18 protein-coding genes are annotated in these 16,008 nt (G+C 69.6%); 13 read left to right on the top strand and 5 right to left on the bottom strand.

Annotated elements, in window-relative coordinates; genetic code table 11:
- The first annotated feature begins 109 nt into the window (after positions 1-109).
- Together ACFSCU_RS02705 and ACFSCU_RS02700 are read left to right on the top strand one after the other, a co-directional pair.
- Positions 110-1,732, top strand: a complete 1,623-nt coding sequence (locus tag ACFSCU_RS02705; RefSeq protein ID WP_377559826.1) for an AMP-binding protein — start codon at positions 110-112, stop codon at positions 1,730-1,732.
- Complete coding sequence (locus tag ACFSCU_RS02700; protein ID WP_180550032.1) at positions 1,729-2,124, top strand: RidA family protein; 396 nt, start codon at positions 1,729-1,731, stop codon at positions 2,122-2,124. The genes ACFSCU_RS02705 and ACFSCU_RS02700 overlap by 4 nt, the downstream gene beginning before the upstream one ends.
- 19 nt (positions 2,125-2,143) lie before the next feature.
- Here ACFSCU_RS02700 and ACFSCU_RS02695 read toward each other — a convergent pair whose 3' ends face one another.
- A complete protein-coding gene (locus ACFSCU_RS02695; protein WP_180550031.1) occupies positions 2,144-3,169 on the bottom strand; it encodes a sensor domain-containing diguanylate cyclase in 1,026 nt (341 codons plus the stop codon).
- A gap of 174 nt (positions 3,170-3,343) precedes the next feature.
- On the opposite strand from ACFSCU_RS02695, the gene ACFSCU_RS02690 reads away from it, so the two are divergent.
- Positions 3,344-3,484: a hypothetical protein gene (locus tag ACFSCU_RS02690; RefSeq protein ID WP_377559822.1), complete on the top strand. Its 141-nt coding sequence runs from the start codon at positions 3,344-3,346 to the stop codon at positions 3,482-3,484.
- A gap of 13 nt (positions 3,485-3,497) precedes the next feature.
- Here ACFSCU_RS02690 and ACFSCU_RS02685 read toward each other — a convergent pair whose 3' ends face one another.
- Positions 3,498-4,967: an aminotransferase-like domain-containing protein gene (locus ACFSCU_RS02685; protein WP_377559821.1), complete on the bottom strand. Its 1,470-nt coding sequence runs from the start codon at positions 4,965-4,967 to the stop codon at positions 3,498-3,500.
- Positions 4,968-5,390: 423 nt separating this feature from the next.
- Here ACFSCU_RS02685 and ACFSCU_RS02680 point away from each other — a divergent pair, with 423 nt between their 5' ends.
- The 9 genes from ACFSCU_RS02680 (at position 5,391) to ACFSCU_RS02640 (ending at position 12,619) form a co-directional block, all read left to right on the top strand.
- Complete coding sequence (locus ACFSCU_RS02680; protein WP_377559820.1) at positions 5,391-6,059, top strand: LysE family translocator; 669 nt, start codon at positions 5,391-5,393, stop codon at positions 6,057-6,059.
- 5 nt (positions 6,060-6,064) lie between these two features.
- On the top strand, positions 6,065-6,985 hold the full coding sequence (locus ACFSCU_RS02675; protein WP_377559819.1) for a DMT family transporter: 921 nt from the start codon (positions 6,065-6,067) through the stop codon (positions 6,983-6,985).
- Between the two features lie 29 nt (positions 6,986-7,014).
- Complete coding sequence (locus ACFSCU_RS02670) at positions 7,015-7,614, top strand: MarR family transcriptional regulator (protein WP_180550029.1); 600 nt, start codon at positions 7,015-7,017, stop codon at positions 7,612-7,614.
- On the top strand, positions 7,580-8,020 hold the full coding sequence (locus ACFSCU_RS02665; protein ID WP_333705156.1) for a DNA-binding protein: 441 nt from the start codon (positions 7,580-7,582) through the stop codon (positions 8,018-8,020). Before ACFSCU_RS02670 ends, ACFSCU_RS02665 begins: the two co-directional genes overlap by 35 nt.
- A 22-nt stretch (positions 8,021-8,042) precedes the next feature.
- On the top strand, positions 8,043-9,266 hold the full coding sequence (locus ACFSCU_RS02660) for an aminotransferase-like domain-containing protein (RefSeq protein ID WP_377559817.1): 1,224 nt from the start codon (positions 8,043-8,045) through the stop codon (positions 9,264-9,266).
- Between the two features lie 62 nt (positions 9,267-9,328).
- Positions 9,329-10,252, top strand: a complete 924-nt coding sequence (locus ACFSCU_RS02655; protein ID WP_180550028.1) for a PhzF family phenazine biosynthesis protein — start codon at positions 9,329-9,331, stop codon at positions 10,250-10,252.
- Positions 10,249-10,974, top strand: coding sequence for a VOC family protein (locus ACFSCU_RS02650; protein WP_308645795.1), 726 nt, complete (start codon positions 10,249-10,251; stop codon positions 10,972-10,974). Before ACFSCU_RS02655 ends, ACFSCU_RS02650 begins: the two co-directional genes overlap by 4 nt.
- 123 nt (positions 10,975-11,097) lie before the next feature.
- The gene (locus ACFSCU_RS02645; RefSeq protein WP_180550027.1) at positions 11,098-11,418 is read left to right on the top strand and encodes a pyridoxal-phosphate dependent enzyme; all 321 of its coding nucleotides are present in this window, start codon (positions 11,098-11,100) and stop codon (positions 11,416-11,418) included.
- Between the two features lie 439 nt (positions 11,419-11,857).
- A complete protein-coding gene (locus ACFSCU_RS02640; protein ID WP_377559815.1) occupies positions 11,858-12,619 on the top strand; it encodes a histidine phosphatase family protein in 762 nt (253 codons plus the stop codon).
- Between the two features lie 350 nt (positions 12,620-12,969).
- On the opposite strand, the gene ACFSCU_RS02635 is transcribed toward ACFSCU_RS02640, so the two are convergent.
- Positions 12,970-13,131: a hypothetical protein gene (locus ACFSCU_RS02635; RefSeq protein ID WP_377559814.1), complete on the bottom strand. Its 162-nt coding sequence runs from the start codon at positions 13,129-13,131 to the stop codon at positions 12,970-12,972.
- Positions 13,132-13,151: 20 nt separating this feature from the next.
- Here ACFSCU_RS02635 and ACFSCU_RS02630 point away from each other — a divergent pair, with 20 nt between their 5' ends.
- Positions 13,152-13,670 carry a LysR substrate-binding domain-containing protein gene (locus ACFSCU_RS02630; protein WP_180550025.1) on the top strand — a complete coding sequence of 173 codons (519 nt, stop codon included), beginning with the start codon at positions 13,152-13,154 and terminating at the stop codon, positions 13,668-13,670.
- Between the two features lie 171 nt (positions 13,671-13,841).
- Here ACFSCU_RS02630 and ACFSCU_RS02625 read toward each other — a convergent pair whose 3' ends face one another.
- Together ACFSCU_RS02625 and ACFSCU_RS02620 are read right to left on the bottom strand one after the other, a co-directional pair.
- Complete coding sequence (locus ACFSCU_RS02625; protein WP_333705150.1) at positions 13,842-14,813, bottom strand: Bug family tripartite tricarboxylate transporter substrate binding protein; 972 nt, start codon at positions 14,811-14,813, stop codon at positions 13,842-13,844.
- 344 nt (positions 14,814-15,157) lie between these two features.
- The gene (locus ACFSCU_RS02620; RefSeq protein ID WP_377559813.1) at positions 15,158-15,997 is read right to left on the bottom strand and encodes a creatininase family protein; all 840 of its coding nucleotides are present in this window, start codon (positions 15,995-15,997) and stop codon (positions 15,158-15,160) included.
- Positions 15,998-16,008: the final 11 nt, after the last annotated feature.

Genomic DNA, 16,008 nt, shown 5'->3' with positions numbered 1-16,008 from the left:
GCTGGGGGAGGGTTGGGGTGGGGGCCGCGCCCCTCCAGCAGCCAGCGCTGCCGCCCCTCACCCCAACCCTCTCCCCAGCGGGGCGAGGGTGCAAGACAGGAGTGACGTCATGACCCGCAGCGCCCAGACCGACCGCTTCGTCCACGACCGCCTGCCGCCGCGCGCGCAATGGCCCGAGCTGCGCCACGACTTGCCCGAGCTGCAGTTTCCCGACCAGGTCAATTTGGTCGAGCGCCTGCTTGATGGCGCCGCCGCCAAGGGCTGGGCTGATCGCCCGCTGCTGCGCTCGCCCCAAGTGACGTTCACCTATGCCGAAGTGCGCGAACGCGTCGACCGCATCGCCAATCACCTGATGCACGGTCTGAAACTGGAGCCCGGCAACCGCGTGCTGCTGCGCGGCGGCAATTCGATCGGCATGGCGCTGTCGTGGCTGGCGGTGGTCAAGGCCGGCCTGATCGCGGTGGCGACCATGCCGCTGTTCCGCGCCGCCGAGCTGAGCAAGGTGATCGACAAGGCGCAGCCCGTGGCCGCCATCTGCGACGCCAGGCTGCTGCCCGAACTGGAGCAGGCGCAGCGCGCGCACCCGGACGTGCTGCAGCACGTGCTGCGCTTCAACGCGCCCGACGACCCGCAGGACCTGGGCGCGCTGGCCGCGCGCCAGCCGCCCCGCTTCACCGCCTGCCCCACCGCCGCCGACGACATCGCCCTGCTGGCCTTCACCAGCGGCACCACGGGCGCGCCCAAGGCCGTGGTGCACACGCACCGCGACGTGCTGGCGGCCTGCGAATGCTGGCCGCGCCACGTGCTCAAGCCCACGCCCGATGATGTGGTGACCGGCTCGCCGCCGCTGGCCTTCACCTTCGGGCTGGGCGGGCTGCTGCTGTTCCCCATGTGGGCGGGTGCCAGCATCTTCTACCCCGACGGACCCTACAACCCCGAGAGCATGGTGCGCCAGATGCGCGCGCACGGCGTCACCACCTGCTACACCGCGCCCACCTTCTACCGCCAGATGGCGCCGCACGCGCAGGCCATCGGCATCCCCAGCCTGCGCACCTGCGTCAGCGCCGGCGAGGCACTGCCCGACGCCACGCGCCAGCTGTGGAAGCAGGCCACCGGCATCGAGATGCTCGACGGCATCGGCGCCACCGAGATGTTCCACATCTTCATCTCCTCGGCCGGGGCCGCCGTGCGCGCGGGCGCCATCGGCAAGGTGGTGCCCGGCTACCAGGCCAAGGTGGTGGACGGCGAAGGCCACGAGGTGCCGCGCGGCACCATGGGCCAGCTGGCCGTGATCGGGCCCACCGGCTGCCGCTACATGGACGACGAACGCCAGGCGCGCTACGTGCCCGATGGCTGGAACCGCCCTGGCGATGCCTTCGTGCAGGACGCCGACGACTACTTCCACTACCAGGCGCGCGACGACGACATGATCATCACCGCCGGCTACAACGTCGGCGGCCCGGAGGTCGAGGACTGCCTGCTCACCCATCCCGCAGTGGCCGAATGCGGCGTCATCGGCAAGCCCGACGAGGCGCGCGGCATGCTCATCAAGGCCTTCGTCGTGCTCAAGCCCGGCCACGCGGGCGACGCCGCCATGGTGAAAGCGCTGCAGGAGCACGTCAAGCAGACCATCGCGCCGTACAAGTACCCGCGCGAGATCGAGTTCATGACCGCGCTGCCGCGCACCGAGACGGGCAAGCTGCAGCGCTTTCGACTGAGGCAGAACACATGACACACCAGGTTCTTCACCCCGCCGGCTGGGTGCCCGCCAAGGGCTACGCCAACGGCATCGCCGCGCGCGGCACGCAGGTCTTCGTGGGCGGCCAGATCGGCTGGAATGCCCAGCAGCAGTTCGAGACCGACGACTTCATCGCGCAGACGCGGCAGACGCTGCAGAACGTGATGGCGGTGCTGAAGGAGGCCGGCGCCGGCCCCGAGCACATGGTGCGCATGACCTGGTACGTGATCGACCGCGACGAATACAACGCCCGCCTGAAGGAGCTGGGCGCGGTGTACCGCGAGGTGATCGGCAAGCACTTTCCGGCCATGACCTGCGTGGCCGTGGCGGCGCTGATGGAGTCGCGCGCCAAGGTCGAGATCGAAGTGACCGCGGTCGTGCCCTGAAGGCGCTGCCGCAGGCGCCTCAGCGCACGGCTTCGATGCGGTTGCCGCCGGCCGCCTTGGCCTGCTGCAGGGCGCGCTCGGCCGCCGTCAGCCATTCGCGGATGCCCGGATAGGCCGGGCTGGTGGCCACCAGCGACACGCTGCAGGTGGCCTGCAGCCCCGGCCAGTCGGCCAGGCGCAGCGTGCCGATGGCGGCGAGCAGGCGGCGCGCGGCGTGTTCGGCATCGGCCAGCGGCGTGGCCGGCAGCAGCACGGCGAACTGGTCGGCGCCGTAGCGCCCCACCAGCGTGCCCTGCCGCACCGACTGGCGCAGGCGCAGCCCGACCGCGCGCAGGTACTCGTCCGCCGCCTGGTGGCCGAAGACCTGGTTGACGCGGCGAAAGCCGTCCAGGTCGATCAGCGCCAGGCTCGAGGGCATGTCGCGCGAATGCGAAAACGCCAGCGCCGTGGCCGCGCGCGCGATCAGGCTGTCGCGTGCCAGCAGGCCGGTGGTGGGATCTTCCTGCGCGGCCTGCTCCAGCCGGCGCGACTGCTCGCTCACCATTTCGCGCTGGCGCCAGTTGGCGCGGATCGCGGCCAGGAAGTGCAGCGCCAGGAAGGGTACCGTCGCCAGCTCCACCAGCAGCGGCGTGTCGAACTGCAGGCGCGGCTGCACCACGGCGTAGCCCAGCAGCGCGCCGCCCGCGAGGAACGGCAGCGCATGCGCCAGCAGTGCGCGCCGGCGCGGGGTGATCTTGTCCATCAGCGTGACGGTCAGCACCGCGGCGCAGGGCAGCAGGTGGAAGGCCATCAGCGGCAGCATGGCGCCGGCCAGCGCGGCATCGCCCTGAACGGCATGGCGCTCGATGCGCGCGGCATCGCGCAGGCGCGGGGCCATGGCGCGCAGGATGACCGGCCACAGCGCGAACGACAGCATCAGCCCCCACTGCCAACCCGGCGCCTGGCGTGCGTACAGCGCGACGCTGCCCATCAGCCCCGCCAGCGCGTAGGCCGACAGGTGCAGGACGAAGGGGCTGAAGAAGGATGAAGAAAAACGGAGCGACATCGACAGCAGGCACCTCAGGGCAGCACAGCCCCGATGGCCGTGGCGAGCTTAACCGTGGAAAGCGCCAAACCCATGCGAAAAACTTCGCGCAGGTGGCCCCTGGGCGTGGCGCGTGCCGACGCATGCTGTTTCGCGTTCACCAAGACAGCTGCTTGCGCGCGCGATGATGACGACATGACCTCGCTGCGCTTCGATGACGGCGGCTGCGCCGCCATGACGCCAGCCAGGTGCGAGGCATTCCGCGCATCACTGATGTCATTTCGTCATTTCGTCATCGAAGCCGCGCAGCGGCGAAGTCATTTGTCATTTGTTTGAACGCGAAACGGTATCAGGCCCGCGCCATCAACGCGCTGCGCACGCGCTCGAAGGTCTTCCAGAACGCGGCGTCCTGCGTGGTGGCGAAGTTGATGCGCATCAGCGGGCTGGGCTGCCGGCTGGCGTGGAACAGCGCGCCGGGCGCCAGCAGGTAGCCCTGGTCGAGCATGCGCAGCGCCAGCTGGTCGGTGTCCACATCGGTGTCGACCCAGCCGAACAGGCCGGCCGGCTCGGCCGCGAACGTGCAGCCGTGCTGCAGCGCCAGCCGCGCGCTGCGGCTGCGTGCGGCATCCAGCCTGATGCGCAGGCGCTCGGCGTGGCGGCGCAGCTGGCCGTGCTCGATGCAGTGGGCCAGCGCGCGCTCCAGCAGGCTGGGCGTGGTCAGCGTGGCCAGCAGCTTGGTGTCGAGCAGGCGCTCCACCAGCTCGGGCGGCGCGGCCAGAAAGCCCACGCGCCAGGCCGGCGCCAGCACCTTGGCGAAACCGCTGACGTAGATGGTGCGGCGCAGGCCGTCCAGCTGCGCCAGCCGCGTGGCGTGCTCGGGGGCCAGATGGTGGTAGGTGTCGTCCTCGACGATGTGGAAGTCGTGCTGCTGCGCCAGTTGCAGCACGCGGTGCGCGCTGGCGGGCGACAGGCAGTAGCCCGTGGGGTTGTGCAGCACGCTCACGCTGACGAACAGGCGCGGCGCCTGCGGCGTGCCGGCGTGTGCCTCGCAGTAGCGCGCCATCACCGCCAGGTCGGGCCCGTCGGGGCCGCGCGGCACCGGCAGCATGCGCATGCCCAGCGAGGCCAGCCGCGCGAACTCGACCGACCAGCCGGGCTCCTCCACCAGCACCGTGTCGCCGGGGCGCAGCAGGGTGCGGCTGACGATGTCCAGCGCCTGCGTGGCACCCACGGTGGTGACGATCTGCGCCGCGTCGGCGTCGATGCCCTGGCTGGCCAGCCGCGCGGCCAGCACGCGGCGCAGGCCGGCGTCGCCCTGCGGCTCGCCATAGCGCACGGTGGCGTCGAGCAGCTGCGCCGGCGTGCTGACCTTGCGCACGGCGGCGGCCATGAAGTCGGCGCCCAGCCAGTCGGGCGGCAGCACGCCCATGCCGGGCTGCGGGCGCGCGTCGGCGGCGTGGAACATGCCGCGCATCAGCGTGGCGGCGCTGATCGGCGCGTTCAGGCGGCGGGCGTCGGCCGGGTCGCTGAATGCTTCGGATTCGATGGCTGCGCGCGCCTTGCGCTGGGGCGCTGCGGCCGGCCGCGCCACCGGGTGGCGCACGAAGAAGCCGCGCTGCGGCCGCGCCTCCACCAGGCCCTGCGCCAGCAGCTGGTCGTAGGCGGCCACCACGGTGGACGGGCTGACCCGGTGCAGCGCCGCGCACTGCCGCACGCTGGGCAGGCGCGAGCCGGGCGCCAGCAGCTTGTCGCGGATGCGCTCGGCAAAGCGCTCGGCCAGCTGGTCGGTCAGTGACTGGGTGGGGGTGCGCAGCAGCATGTGCAGAGGTGGAGCGTTGGGCGCTGGGCGTTCAGCGTGAACATCGGGAAGTCACTTTTTGATAGTGGCTTGCGCTTGTCCTGATTGGATTTCAAGAGAAAAACATCTGAAACAAAGCAATGACGGGCGCGAGAAGCTATTGTTTTTGATTGATTGTCAAGAAGTCTCTGATGCCGCGCGGATCACCTCCGCGGTGTGGGAGCGGGCTTGCCCGCGATGAGGCGCCTCGTCGCAGCCAACGCTTGATCGCGGGCAAGCCCGCTCCCACAACGCAGTCTGCAACTGGCTGCCAACCAAGTGTTCTTGTAAATGGCCGCCGATCCGCTGGCACCGCTGTAGCGTCGCCGCAAACCATACAGTTCAGCCACTGACCTCGTCAACTGTATTGAATCTGTACGGCTGCGCCGCGCTACATTGCAGTGCATGACCGCCGCTGAATTCAGTGCCCTGCTGGTGCTGGCCACCGCCAGCAGCTTCACCCCCGGCCCCAACACCACGCTGTCCACCGCCATCGCGGCCAACCGCGGCCTGCGCGGCGCCATGCGCTTCGTCTGCGCGGTGCCCACCGGCTGGGCGGGCCTGTTCGTGCTGTGCGCGCTGGGCGTGGGCGCGCTGGTGATGGCGGTGCCGGTGCTGCGCTGGGGCATTCTGGCGGTGGGCGTGGGCTACATGCTGTGGCTGGCCTGGCGGCTGGCCGGCAGCCGCACCCTGTCGCAGGCCGACGAGCGGCGCTTGCAGGTCAGCTTTGCCGAAGGCGTGGGCCTGCAGTTCCTCAACATCAAGGCGTGGATGCTGGCGCTGTCCATCGTCGCCGGCTGGGTGGCCGGCCGGCCCGACTGGGTGGCGCGCCTGCTGATGGTGCTGCCGGTGATGCTGTTCTTCGGCTTTGCCAGCAACTTCACCTACGCGCTCATCGGCTCGCTGCTGCGCGGCTGGCTGGCGCAGGGGCAGCGGCTGCTGTGGTTCAACCGCGTGATGGCCGCGGCGCTGGTGGCCACGTCGGCGTGGATGGTGTGGAGCGCGCTGGCCGCGCCCTCGACTGCTCCTGAAAACGCAGCGGCCGGCGCCCGCCCGATCGACGCGCAAGGCTGATCGGCATGAACACCCTGCAGGGCGATGCGCGGCTGCTGGCCGGCTTCTGGCTGGGTGTGCTGGGCGTGCTGATCTTCGCCATCACGCTGCCCGCCACGCGTCTGGCCACCGGCACCGACGCGGCGCCGCAGCTCTCGCCCGCCTTCGTCACCGCCGGGCGCGCGGCGCTGGCGGGGCTGCTGTCGGCCGCGTTCCTGCTGCTCACGCGCGCGGCCTGGCCGCAGCGCGCGCACTGGCGCCTGCTGGGGCTGGCGGTGGCGGGCAACGTGATCGGCTTTCCGGTGCTGCTGGCGCTGGCGCTGCGCAGCGTCACCGCCACGCACGCGGCGGTCATCATGGCGCTGGGGCCGCTGGCCACCGCGGTGGCCGTGGCGCTGATGATGGGGCAGCGCGCGCGCCCCGCCTTCTGGGCCTGTGCGGTGGCCGGCAGTGCGCTGGTGATGCTGTTCGCCTGGCTGCGCGCGCAGGGCGCGGGCGGCTTCGGGCTGGCCTGGGCCGATGCGCTGTTGATTGGCGCCGTCATCGCCGCGTCCGTCGGCTACGTGGCGGGCGCGCAGGTCAGCCCGGTGCTGGGGGCCGAGCAGACGATTTGCTGGATCTGCGCGCTGGCACTGCCGCTCAGCCTGCCGGCGGCGTGGTGGCTGTGGCCGGCCGATGTCGGCGCCATCCGCCCCGCTGCCTGGGCCGGCTTCGTCTACGTCGGCGTGTTCTCGATGTGGGCCGGTTTCTTCGCCTGGTACCGCGGGCTGGACTGGGGCGGCGCCCTGCGCGTCAGCCAGGTGCAGCTGCTGCAGCCCTTTTTGTCGATGCTGTTCGCCGTGCCGCTGCTGGGCGAGCGGCTGGACGCGATGTCCATCGGCTTCGCCCTGGCCGTGGTGGCCACCGTGTTCCTCAGCCGCCGACTGGCGCGGCCGGTGGCCAATTGATGCAAATAAGGCGACAATTGACGCCAAAAATGCAACCCTCTGCCATCTCCGTCCTGCTGCCCGAATACCGCCGACGCGTGCTGGGCCTGCTGTTGCTGCACCCCGACGACGCACTGCACGGCCGCGAGATCGCCCGGCGGGCGGGCCTGCCGGCGGGCACCGTCACGCGCGAGTTGGTCAAGCTGGCCGACGCCGGCCTGCTGCAACGCGAGCGGCGTGGCAACCAGCAGATCTACAGCGCCAACAAGGCCCACCCCATCTTTGCCGAACTGGCCAGCATCCTGCGCAAGACCTCGGGCCTGGCCGACGTGCTGATCGACGCACTGGCGCCGGTGGCGGACCAGCTGCGCGCGGCCTTCGTCTTCGGCTCGGTGGCGCGGGGCGAGGAGACGGCGGGCAGCGACATCGACCTGATGCTGATCGGCGAGCTCGACTTCGCGCGCGCGGTGCAGTTGCTGCATCCGGCGCAAGCGCAACTGGGCCGCGAGATCAACCCCAAGGTGTTCAGCGCGGCAGAGTTTGCCAGCGCCGCCGACGGGCCTTTCCTGCGCGACGTGCTGGGCAAGCCCAAGATATTCCTGCTGGGAGACGAGCGTGAGCTTGAAGAACTTGGTCGGCGTCAGCCTTGATGTCATCACGCCCGACAAGGCGCAGGTGGCCCACCTGCTGGCCGCGGCCCGCCGCAACATCGCCGACGCCCAACTGGCGGGCCTGAGTTGCGAAAACCGCTTTGACGCCGCCTACAAGGCCGTCATGCAACTGGCCATGGCGGGCCTGCATGCCAACGGCTACCGCACGCTGACCAGCAAGCCGGGCCACCACCAGACAGCCCTGCAAACCCTGCCCCTCAGCGTGGGGCTGGCCCCCGAAGCGGTGTGGCCGTTGGACGCACTGCGCAAACAGCGCCATCTGGCCGACTATTCCGGCGACACCGTGCCCGAATCCGCGGCGGCAGCCTGCCTGCAGTCGGCCCGGATGCTGCAGCAACACGTGCGCGACTGGCTGCGTGCGCACCACCCCGAATTGATGCCCTGACCCGAACAACAGGAGAAACCCCATGAACCCCAACGACCTGCAACCCACCACCCCCTGGCACCTGGCCGAGCGCGCCGAGGCCATGAACCCCTCCGCCATCCGCGAAATCCTGAAGGTGACCGAGCGCCCCGGCATCCTCAACTTCGCCGGCGGCCTGCCGTCGCCCGAGACCTTTCCCGTCGACGCCATGCGCGATGCCTGCGCCACCGTGCTGGGCAAGGACAGCGCCATCGCCAAGCCGTCGCTGCAATACGCGTCGAGCGAAGGCCTGCCCGAGCTGCGCCAGTGGGTGGCCGATGAAATGGGCAAGCACGGCGCCACCGTGTCGCCCGAGCAGGTGCTCATCACCACCGGCAGCCAGCAGGGGCTGGACCTGATCGCCAAGGTGCTGCTCGACAAGTGCTGCCGCCTGCTGGTCGAGTCGCCCACCTACCTGGGCGCGCTGCAGGCCTTCACGCCCATGCAGCCGGTGCCCGAGAACGTGGCCAGCGACGATGGCGGCGTGTCGCCGCAGGCATTGCGCGAGGCGCTTCAAAAAGGCGAGCGCCCGCGCTTCATCTACCTGCTGCCCAACTTCCAGAACCCCACCGGCCGCACCATGGACGAAACGCGCCGCCAGCAGGTGATCGCCGTCTGCCGCGAGTTCGGCCTGCCCATCGTCGAGGACAACCCCTATGGCGAGCTGTGGTTCGAGCAGACGCCGCCTGCGCCCCTGCTGGCGCGCTGGCCCGAGGGCGTGGTGTACCTGGGCTCGTTCAGCAAAATCCTGGCGCCCGGCCTGCGCCTGGGCTACCTCATCGCGCCGCCCGCGCTGTATCCCAAGCTGCTGCAGGCCAAGCAGGCGGCCGATTTGCACACGCCCGGCTTCAACCAGCGCGTGGTGGCCGAGGTGATTCGCGATGGTTTTCTCGACCGCCACGTGCCCACCATCCGCGCGCGCTACCACGCGCAGCGCGACGCCATGCTGGCCGCGCTGGAGTGCGAACTGGGCCCCACCGGCGCCAAGTGGACGCGCCCCGCCGGCGGCATGTTCGTGTGGGTGAAATTGCCCGAGGGCCTGAACGCCCAGACGCTGCTGCCCGCCGCCGTCGACGCCGGCATGGCTTTCGTGCCCGGCGCGCCGTTCTACGCCCAGCAGCCCGACACGCGCACGCTGCGCCTGTCCTTCGTCACCTCCACGCCGGCCGAGATCGACCGCGGCATGGCCGCGCTGGGGCAGGTGGTGCGGCAGGCGCTTTCAAGGTGAAATCGGCCTCCAGACCTTGACCAGAAAGCGCAAGCAGCTCCTGATTCTATAGCTATCACACCATGACCCCTCGCCCCTTCGCCCAGATCGACGTCTTCACCGACACCCCCGGCTACGGCAACCCGGTGGCCGTGGTGCTGGATGGCAGTGGCCTTGACGACGCCGCCATGCAGCGCTTCGCGCGCTGGACCAACCTGTCGGAAACGACCTTCGTCCTGCCGCCCACCGAGCCCGCGGCGGACTACGCCCTGCGCATCTTCACGCCCGGCGGCGAGCTGCCCTTCGCCGGCCACCCCACGCTGGGCTCGTGCTTTGCCTGGCTGGCGGCGGGCGGGCAGCCGCAGCGCGGCGACGTGATCGTGCAGCAGTGCGCCAAGGGGCTGGTGCCGATCCGGCGCCAGGCCGTGGATGGGCGCGAGCACCTGGCCTTTGCCGCGCCGCCCAGCACGCGCAGCGATCCGTCGCCGGTGGTGCTGGCCCAGGTGGCGCAGGCGCTGGGCGTGCCCGCGGCGCAGGTGCAGCGCGCGCAGCTGCTCGACAACGGCCCCGCCTGGCTGACGCTGCAGCTCGACAACGCCGATACCGTGCTGGCGCTCGAGCCCGACCAAGCGCAACTGGCCAGGCTGGGGCAAAAAGTGGGCGTGGTCGGCATCCACCAAGCGCAGGGTGCTCTGCCCTTGATAGCGCGGTCGAGCCGCGAGGCGCGTGCCTTCACCGCCGCGGCCGGGCGCGAGGCGGCGCCGCTGATCGAGGTGCGCGCATTCGCCGCGCCCATCGGCGTGACCGAAGACCCGGTCACCGGCAGCCTGAACGCCAGCCTGGCGCAGTGGCTGATCGCGGCGGGCGAACTGCCCGCCAGCTACATCGCCGCGCAGGGCACGGCGCTGGGCCGTGCCGGCCGCGTGCATGTCGAGCGCGACGCGGACGGCCAGGTGTGGGTGGGCGGCGACTGCGTGCGCATGGTCCAGGGCGAGGTGCTGCTGTGACCGCGCCGCTGCACGACCGCCCGCGCCTCGACCATCTGGTGGTGATGGCCGACACGCTGGCGCAAGGCGCCGCGTGGTGCGAAGCCACGCTGGGCGTGGCGGCCGCGCCGGGCGGCGAGCACCCGCTGTTCGGCACCCACAACCGCCTGCTGACCATCGAATCGCCGGCGTTTCCGCTGGCATACCTGGAGATCATCGCTATCAATCCAGAAGCAACTGGCGACCGCCAGACGGGCGCTGCAGGCCTGAAGCGCTGGTTCGACATGGACGACGCGGCCCTGCGCGAGCAGGTGCGCGCGCACGGCCCGCGCCTCATCCACTGGGTGGCGCGTGTGCCCGACCTGCAGGAGGCCGCCGCGCGCCTGGCCATGCTGGAGATTGACCGCGGCGAGCTGCTGCACGCCAGCCGCGACACGCCGGCCGGCCTGCTGCAATGGCAGATCACCGTGCGCCCCGACGGCCGCCGCCTGTTCGACGGCTGCCTGCCCACGCTAATCGAGTGGGGTGCCACGCACCCGGCCGCGCGCCTGCCGCCCAGCGGCGTGACCTTGCACGCCCTGAGGCTGAAGCACCCGCGCGCCGCCGCGCTGGCCGAAGCCTGCAAGGCGGCTGGCCTGGGCGACACCGCCATCGAGCCCGCACCGCAGCCGGCCATCGAAGCCGTGCTGGCCACGCCGCGCGGCGTGGTCACGCTGTCGTCCATCGGTCAGCCCCGCCCCTGAGTCCCCTCATCCTTCGGGGCCGATGCGGCGTGATACTCCCCTTATATATATCTCCCGGCGCCCGATGGGAGGGCGCAAAAAGCATATACTCCCCCACATTTTGGGTGAGAGGAAACTCCCCGCATGCCCACGCTGCCCACGCTGGCCGAGATTGAAGCCGCCGCGCAGGTGGTGTACCGCGCCTTCGCGCCCACGCCGCAGTACCGCTGGGCGCTGCTGCAGGCGCACCTCGACCACGTGGTGCAGGTCAGCGACGACGAGGCGGCCCACGCCATGCGCGCCCTCTACAACGACACCCACAACGTCGCCGAAGGCGCCGGCGCCGCCGCCTTCGCCGCCGCGCTGCAGCAGCGCGACCGCCTGCGCGGCCAATGCGTCGGCGTGAGCCTGACCGGCGCCAACGTGGACGCGGCCGTGCTGGCCCGCGTGCTGCAGCAGGCATAGCCCGTCACCCACGCCGCCCGCACTCCGTGGGGCAGGGCAATTGCTTGTCATGCCGTTTCGCGTTCCAGACGTCGGCTTTTTGACGGATGACGCCATGACTTCGCCGCTGCGCGGCGTGATGACGAAATGACGTCCGTGCTGCGCAAAATGCCTCGCACTTGGCTGGCGTCATGGCGGCGCAGCCGCCGTCATCGAAGCGCAGCGAGGTCATTTTCGTCATCGCATCGCGCGCGAACAGCTGTCTTTTTGAACGCGAAAAAGTATCAGCGCCTTGTGCGAGCGGGCTTGCCCGCGATGGCAGCGCACCCACGCCATCACCACCCCATCGCGGCCAAGGCCGTCCACACAAAAAAGTGCAAAACACAGGAATGGGCCGCGCCTGTCACGTGCACGACCGGCCAGCGCATCACACGGCCGCCCGCGCCGCCACAATCCGCGCATGGGAACCCTCTACCTCGTGCGCCACGGCCAGGCCAGCTTCGGCGCCGACGACTACGACCAATTGAGCGAGCTGGGCCAGCGCCAGAGCGTGCGCCTGGGCCAGTACCTGCGCGAGCGCCTTGGTGATGCCCTGCACTTCGACGCCGTGCTCACCGGCACCCTGCGGCGCCAGCTTGGCACCTGGCAGGGCATCGCCGAAGGCGGCGGCATCGAGGCGCCAGCACCGCGCCGCGCCGGGCCGCCCCAGGCGGCGAGCGCTCCCTCGGGGGGCAGCGCCGACACGCCAGCGCGAAGCGTGGGGGCGCACATTCTGTGGCCCGGCCTGAACGAATACGACAGCCACGCCGTCATCGCCGCCATCCACCCCCAGCCCCTGCCCAAGCCCGACACGCCCGAGCTGTACCGCCAGCACTTCCGCCTGCTGCGCGACGGCCTGGCCGCGTGGATGGACGGGCGCCTGCAGCCCGTGGGCATGCCCAGTTATGTGGACTTCCGCGCCGGCGTGGTCGGCGCGCTCGACCACGTGCGCGAGCACTACGAGGGCAACGTGCTCATCGTCTCCAGCGGCGGCCCCATCGCCACCGCCGTGGCCCACATCCTGGACGCGCCCGCCGCCACCAGCATCGAGCTGAACCTGCGCATCCGCAACACGGCAGTCACCGAATTCGCCTTCAACCCCAAGCGGCACCATCTGGTGACCTACAACACCCTGCCGCACCTGGACGCGGCGGCTTTCAGGGACTGGGTGACCTACGCCTGAAGCTGCGTGGCGCAGGCTTGCGGCGGCGGAGTTGTGCCGGGGGGGGGGCTGGTTGTCGACAGCCGTCGGGCGGGCTTTGGCCGGAATCGACCCGAAGCGGACATACGACGCTGATGCGCGTATGGCGGGTCTGCAGCGATTGCATTCGTTCAAATGCGTTGTGGGACCGGCAACTCTTTGAACAATTGCGGTCATTCGCCATACAGATTCAAGTGACTGCTACCAGCCCTTCCATCGTTCTGACGGGCACAAACCCTGCTATTGATCGATAAGTCCTACTTGGAATGGACAAGAAAAGCCGTAGAACTCTCCTCCGAGTGCTCGTTTGCCGCGCGTGCATCGGGTAGCCATCAGTCCAAGGTTTCGCCCGCCGCAGCCAAGACCGGCTTCCAGCGCTGCATCTCCTGTGTCATGAATCTTCGATGGGCCTCTCGGCCGGTGCGCTCATCGGTGACAACGACCGCACCCAGGTCAGCCTGACGCTTCTGGAACTCCGGATCTTTCAGGCTCATCTTGAGCAACTCGTTGAGCTTTGAGACAACCGGCACAGGAGTGCCTTGGCGAGTTGCCAGACTCCAGGTTGACTGCCCGCCTGCTCGCACACAACCAGACGGTATTGTGCGCCTCGCCAAGCTATTTGAAGCGGGCGGGCTGGCCTGCGTCGCCACGCGATCTCACTCATCACGCCTGCCTGTTCATTCGAGAAAACGACGAGACGTTCGGTAGTTGGCACTTGCGTCATGGCAGCAAGAACGAGACCGTGAAGGTCAGAGGCCCGTTGGCCTCCAACGATGGCGAATGTGTTCTGAGGTGGGGTTTGGAAGAACACGGGATTCTGATGCGGTCACTTTGGGAGGTGGCTCCACTGCTGAAGTCTGGGAAGCTTCGACGTGTTCTCGCGGCATGGGCTTTGCCTCCCGCAGACATCTATGCCGTGTTTCCTTCTCGAACGCATTTACCGGCCAAGACGCGCGCATTGGTGGATTTTCTGCTCGTCTCATTTGAGCGCCACCGGCTCTCAGCAGACGGAGATTGGGCGCAATCAATCTGACATCGGATCCTTTGCAGCGGCGGCTTTCGATGGTGGAGCAGGCTTTTGCCCGCTTCTGTTCATCGCCCTCAATCAGCCTAGAACTCAAGCTGGCTGAAAGGTGTTGAGCGGCTGTTCCTAGCCGGACGCCAACCTCGGCGGCCCTCGGCGATCCCTGCCCGCGCTACCCGCTCACCTCGGCTCGAACCCGCTCTCCGCAATGATGCGCGACCACACCTTGGTGTAGGCGCGCTCGCGCTGGTCGAGCTGGCGCGGGCTCATGTATTCCACCGTCAGGCCCAGGTCGACGAGCCTGGCGCGCACGTCGGGTTGCGCCACCACCTGCTGCAGCGCGCGGCTGAAGCGGTCGACGAAGGTGCGCGGCGTGCCCTTGGGCGCCCAGATGCCGTAGAAGGGCGTATCTTCCAGGCCCTTCACGCCCAGTTCGCTGAAGGTGGGCACGTCGGGCATGGCGGCCTGGCGCTGGCCGCCCAGCACGCCGATCATGCGCAGCTTGCCGGCGCGCTGGTATTCGATGAAGTCCTGCACCGAGCCGACGCCGGCGGCGATCTGGTTGCCCAGCATGTCGGCCATCATGGGCGCGCTGCCCTTGTAGGGCACGGCCACCAGGTCGAGCCCCCAGCGCTGGGCGATGAGCTGCACCAGAAACTCGGGCGTCGAGGCCGGCGCCGGGATGCCGACGGCGCTCTTGCCGCCCTGGGCCTTCACCCATTCCACGTACTCGGGCACGGTCTTGACCGGTGTGCCGGGCGACACCGCGATGCCGTTGACGAAGGTGGCGAAGCCGCCCAGCGGCGTGAAGTCCTGCTGCGGCGCGTAGCCCGGCTTCTTCACTACCTGCGGCAGGATGGAGATGCTGTGGTCGTGCGAGAGGAACACGGTGGTGCCGTCGGCGCGCGCGGCCTTGAGCTGCTGCGCGGCGATCTGGCCGCCGGCGCCGGGGCGGTTGTCCACCAGCACGGTGCGGCCCAGTTCCTTTTCAAGCCGCTCGGCCAGCAGGCGCGCGATGACGTCGGAGCCGCCGCCGGCCGGAAAGCCCACCAGGATGTGGATGGGCGTGTCGTTGGCGGCCCAGGCTGAGGGCGCGGCGGCCACGGCGGCGGCGCTGAGCAGGGTGGCGGCGAAACGGCGACGACTGGTCATGAAGACTCTCCCGGATGAACTGCGAAGCGCCTGATTTTAGGGAGGGGCCTGCCGCTGACTTGAAGGATTGAACGCAGAAGTCGCCGAGGCTTGGCAATAAAACGCAGAGGAGCGGCGGCTGAAGACGGCTGATTCCAGTTCCAGATCAAAGCTGCCATAGCTCGTCATTCCGGCGCAAAGCCTGCCCCGTACCGCGATACGGGGCCGGAATCCAGACGGCGTGTGCGGAGAGCCATGGATCCCGGCCTTCGCCGGGATGACAGTGATTCACGCATTGAATTGGAAATGGAATGATTCTTCCGCGCCTTCTGCGCGGCCTGCGCGAGCGTCGCGCGCGAAGCGGGCTACCCGGCTTTCAGCGTGTCCGCCGGCAGGCGGTCGATTTCCTTCAGCAGATCGGCCAGGGCGCGGCCGGCGGCGTCCAGAAGGGCCATGCCGTCGTCCACGTTGGCGGCGGCGGCGTTGCCGGCGGCGCCTTCGTGGTTCAGGTCTTGCGCGGCCCAGGCCAGCTTGGCGCTTTTGCCGTTGCCCAGGATGCGGTGCGCCGCCGCGCGCGCCTGCGAGCTGGATTCGAACGCCTGCATCTTCGACTGGCGCACCAGCCGGGGCTTGAGCGCCAGCATCATGGCCGTCTCCATCTGCCCCGCGTGCACACCGAAGCGCCGCTCTTCGGGCGAGAAGCGCGCCAGGATGTCCTCGCCGTCGGGCCCGTGCAGCGGCAGGTTGAACCAGCTCACGCTGTACACCAGCATGCCCAGCCGGGTGCGCAGCTCGCGCCCCACCACGTCCATCAGGCCCATGTTGCCGCCGTGGGTGTTGAACAGCACCAGCTTGTTCACGCCGCTGGCCGACACGCTTTCGGCGATGTCGGTCCACAGGCGCATAACGGTGTCGGCCTTCAGGCTGATGGTGCCGGCGAAGGCCGCGTGCTCCGGGCTGTAGCCGATGCGCTGCACCGGCAGGAAGAGCACCGGCAGGTCGGCCGGCAGGTGCGGCGTGGCGGCCTGCACCATGCTGTGCGCCAGGTTGGCATCCACCGACAGCGGCAGGTGCGGGCCGTGCTGCTCGGTGGCGCCCAGCGGCAGCACCGCGATGGCGCGGCCGAGGTCGAGCGAGGCGAAATCCGTCGTCACCAGGTCGGACCACTGGCGGGTGCGGGGCGGCAGGGGCGGGCGGGTGCTCATGGCGCGATCTT

Origin of the sequence: Ottowia beijingensis (assembly GCF_042680925.1) — a bacterium.
GTDB classification, from domain to species: Bacteria; Pseudomonadota; Gammaproteobacteria; order Burkholderiales; family Burkholderiaceae_C; genus Ottowia; species Ottowia beijingensis.
The sequence above is the reverse complement of the archived record's forward strand: the minus strand, read 5'-3'. Positions and strand labels throughout refer to the sequence as shown.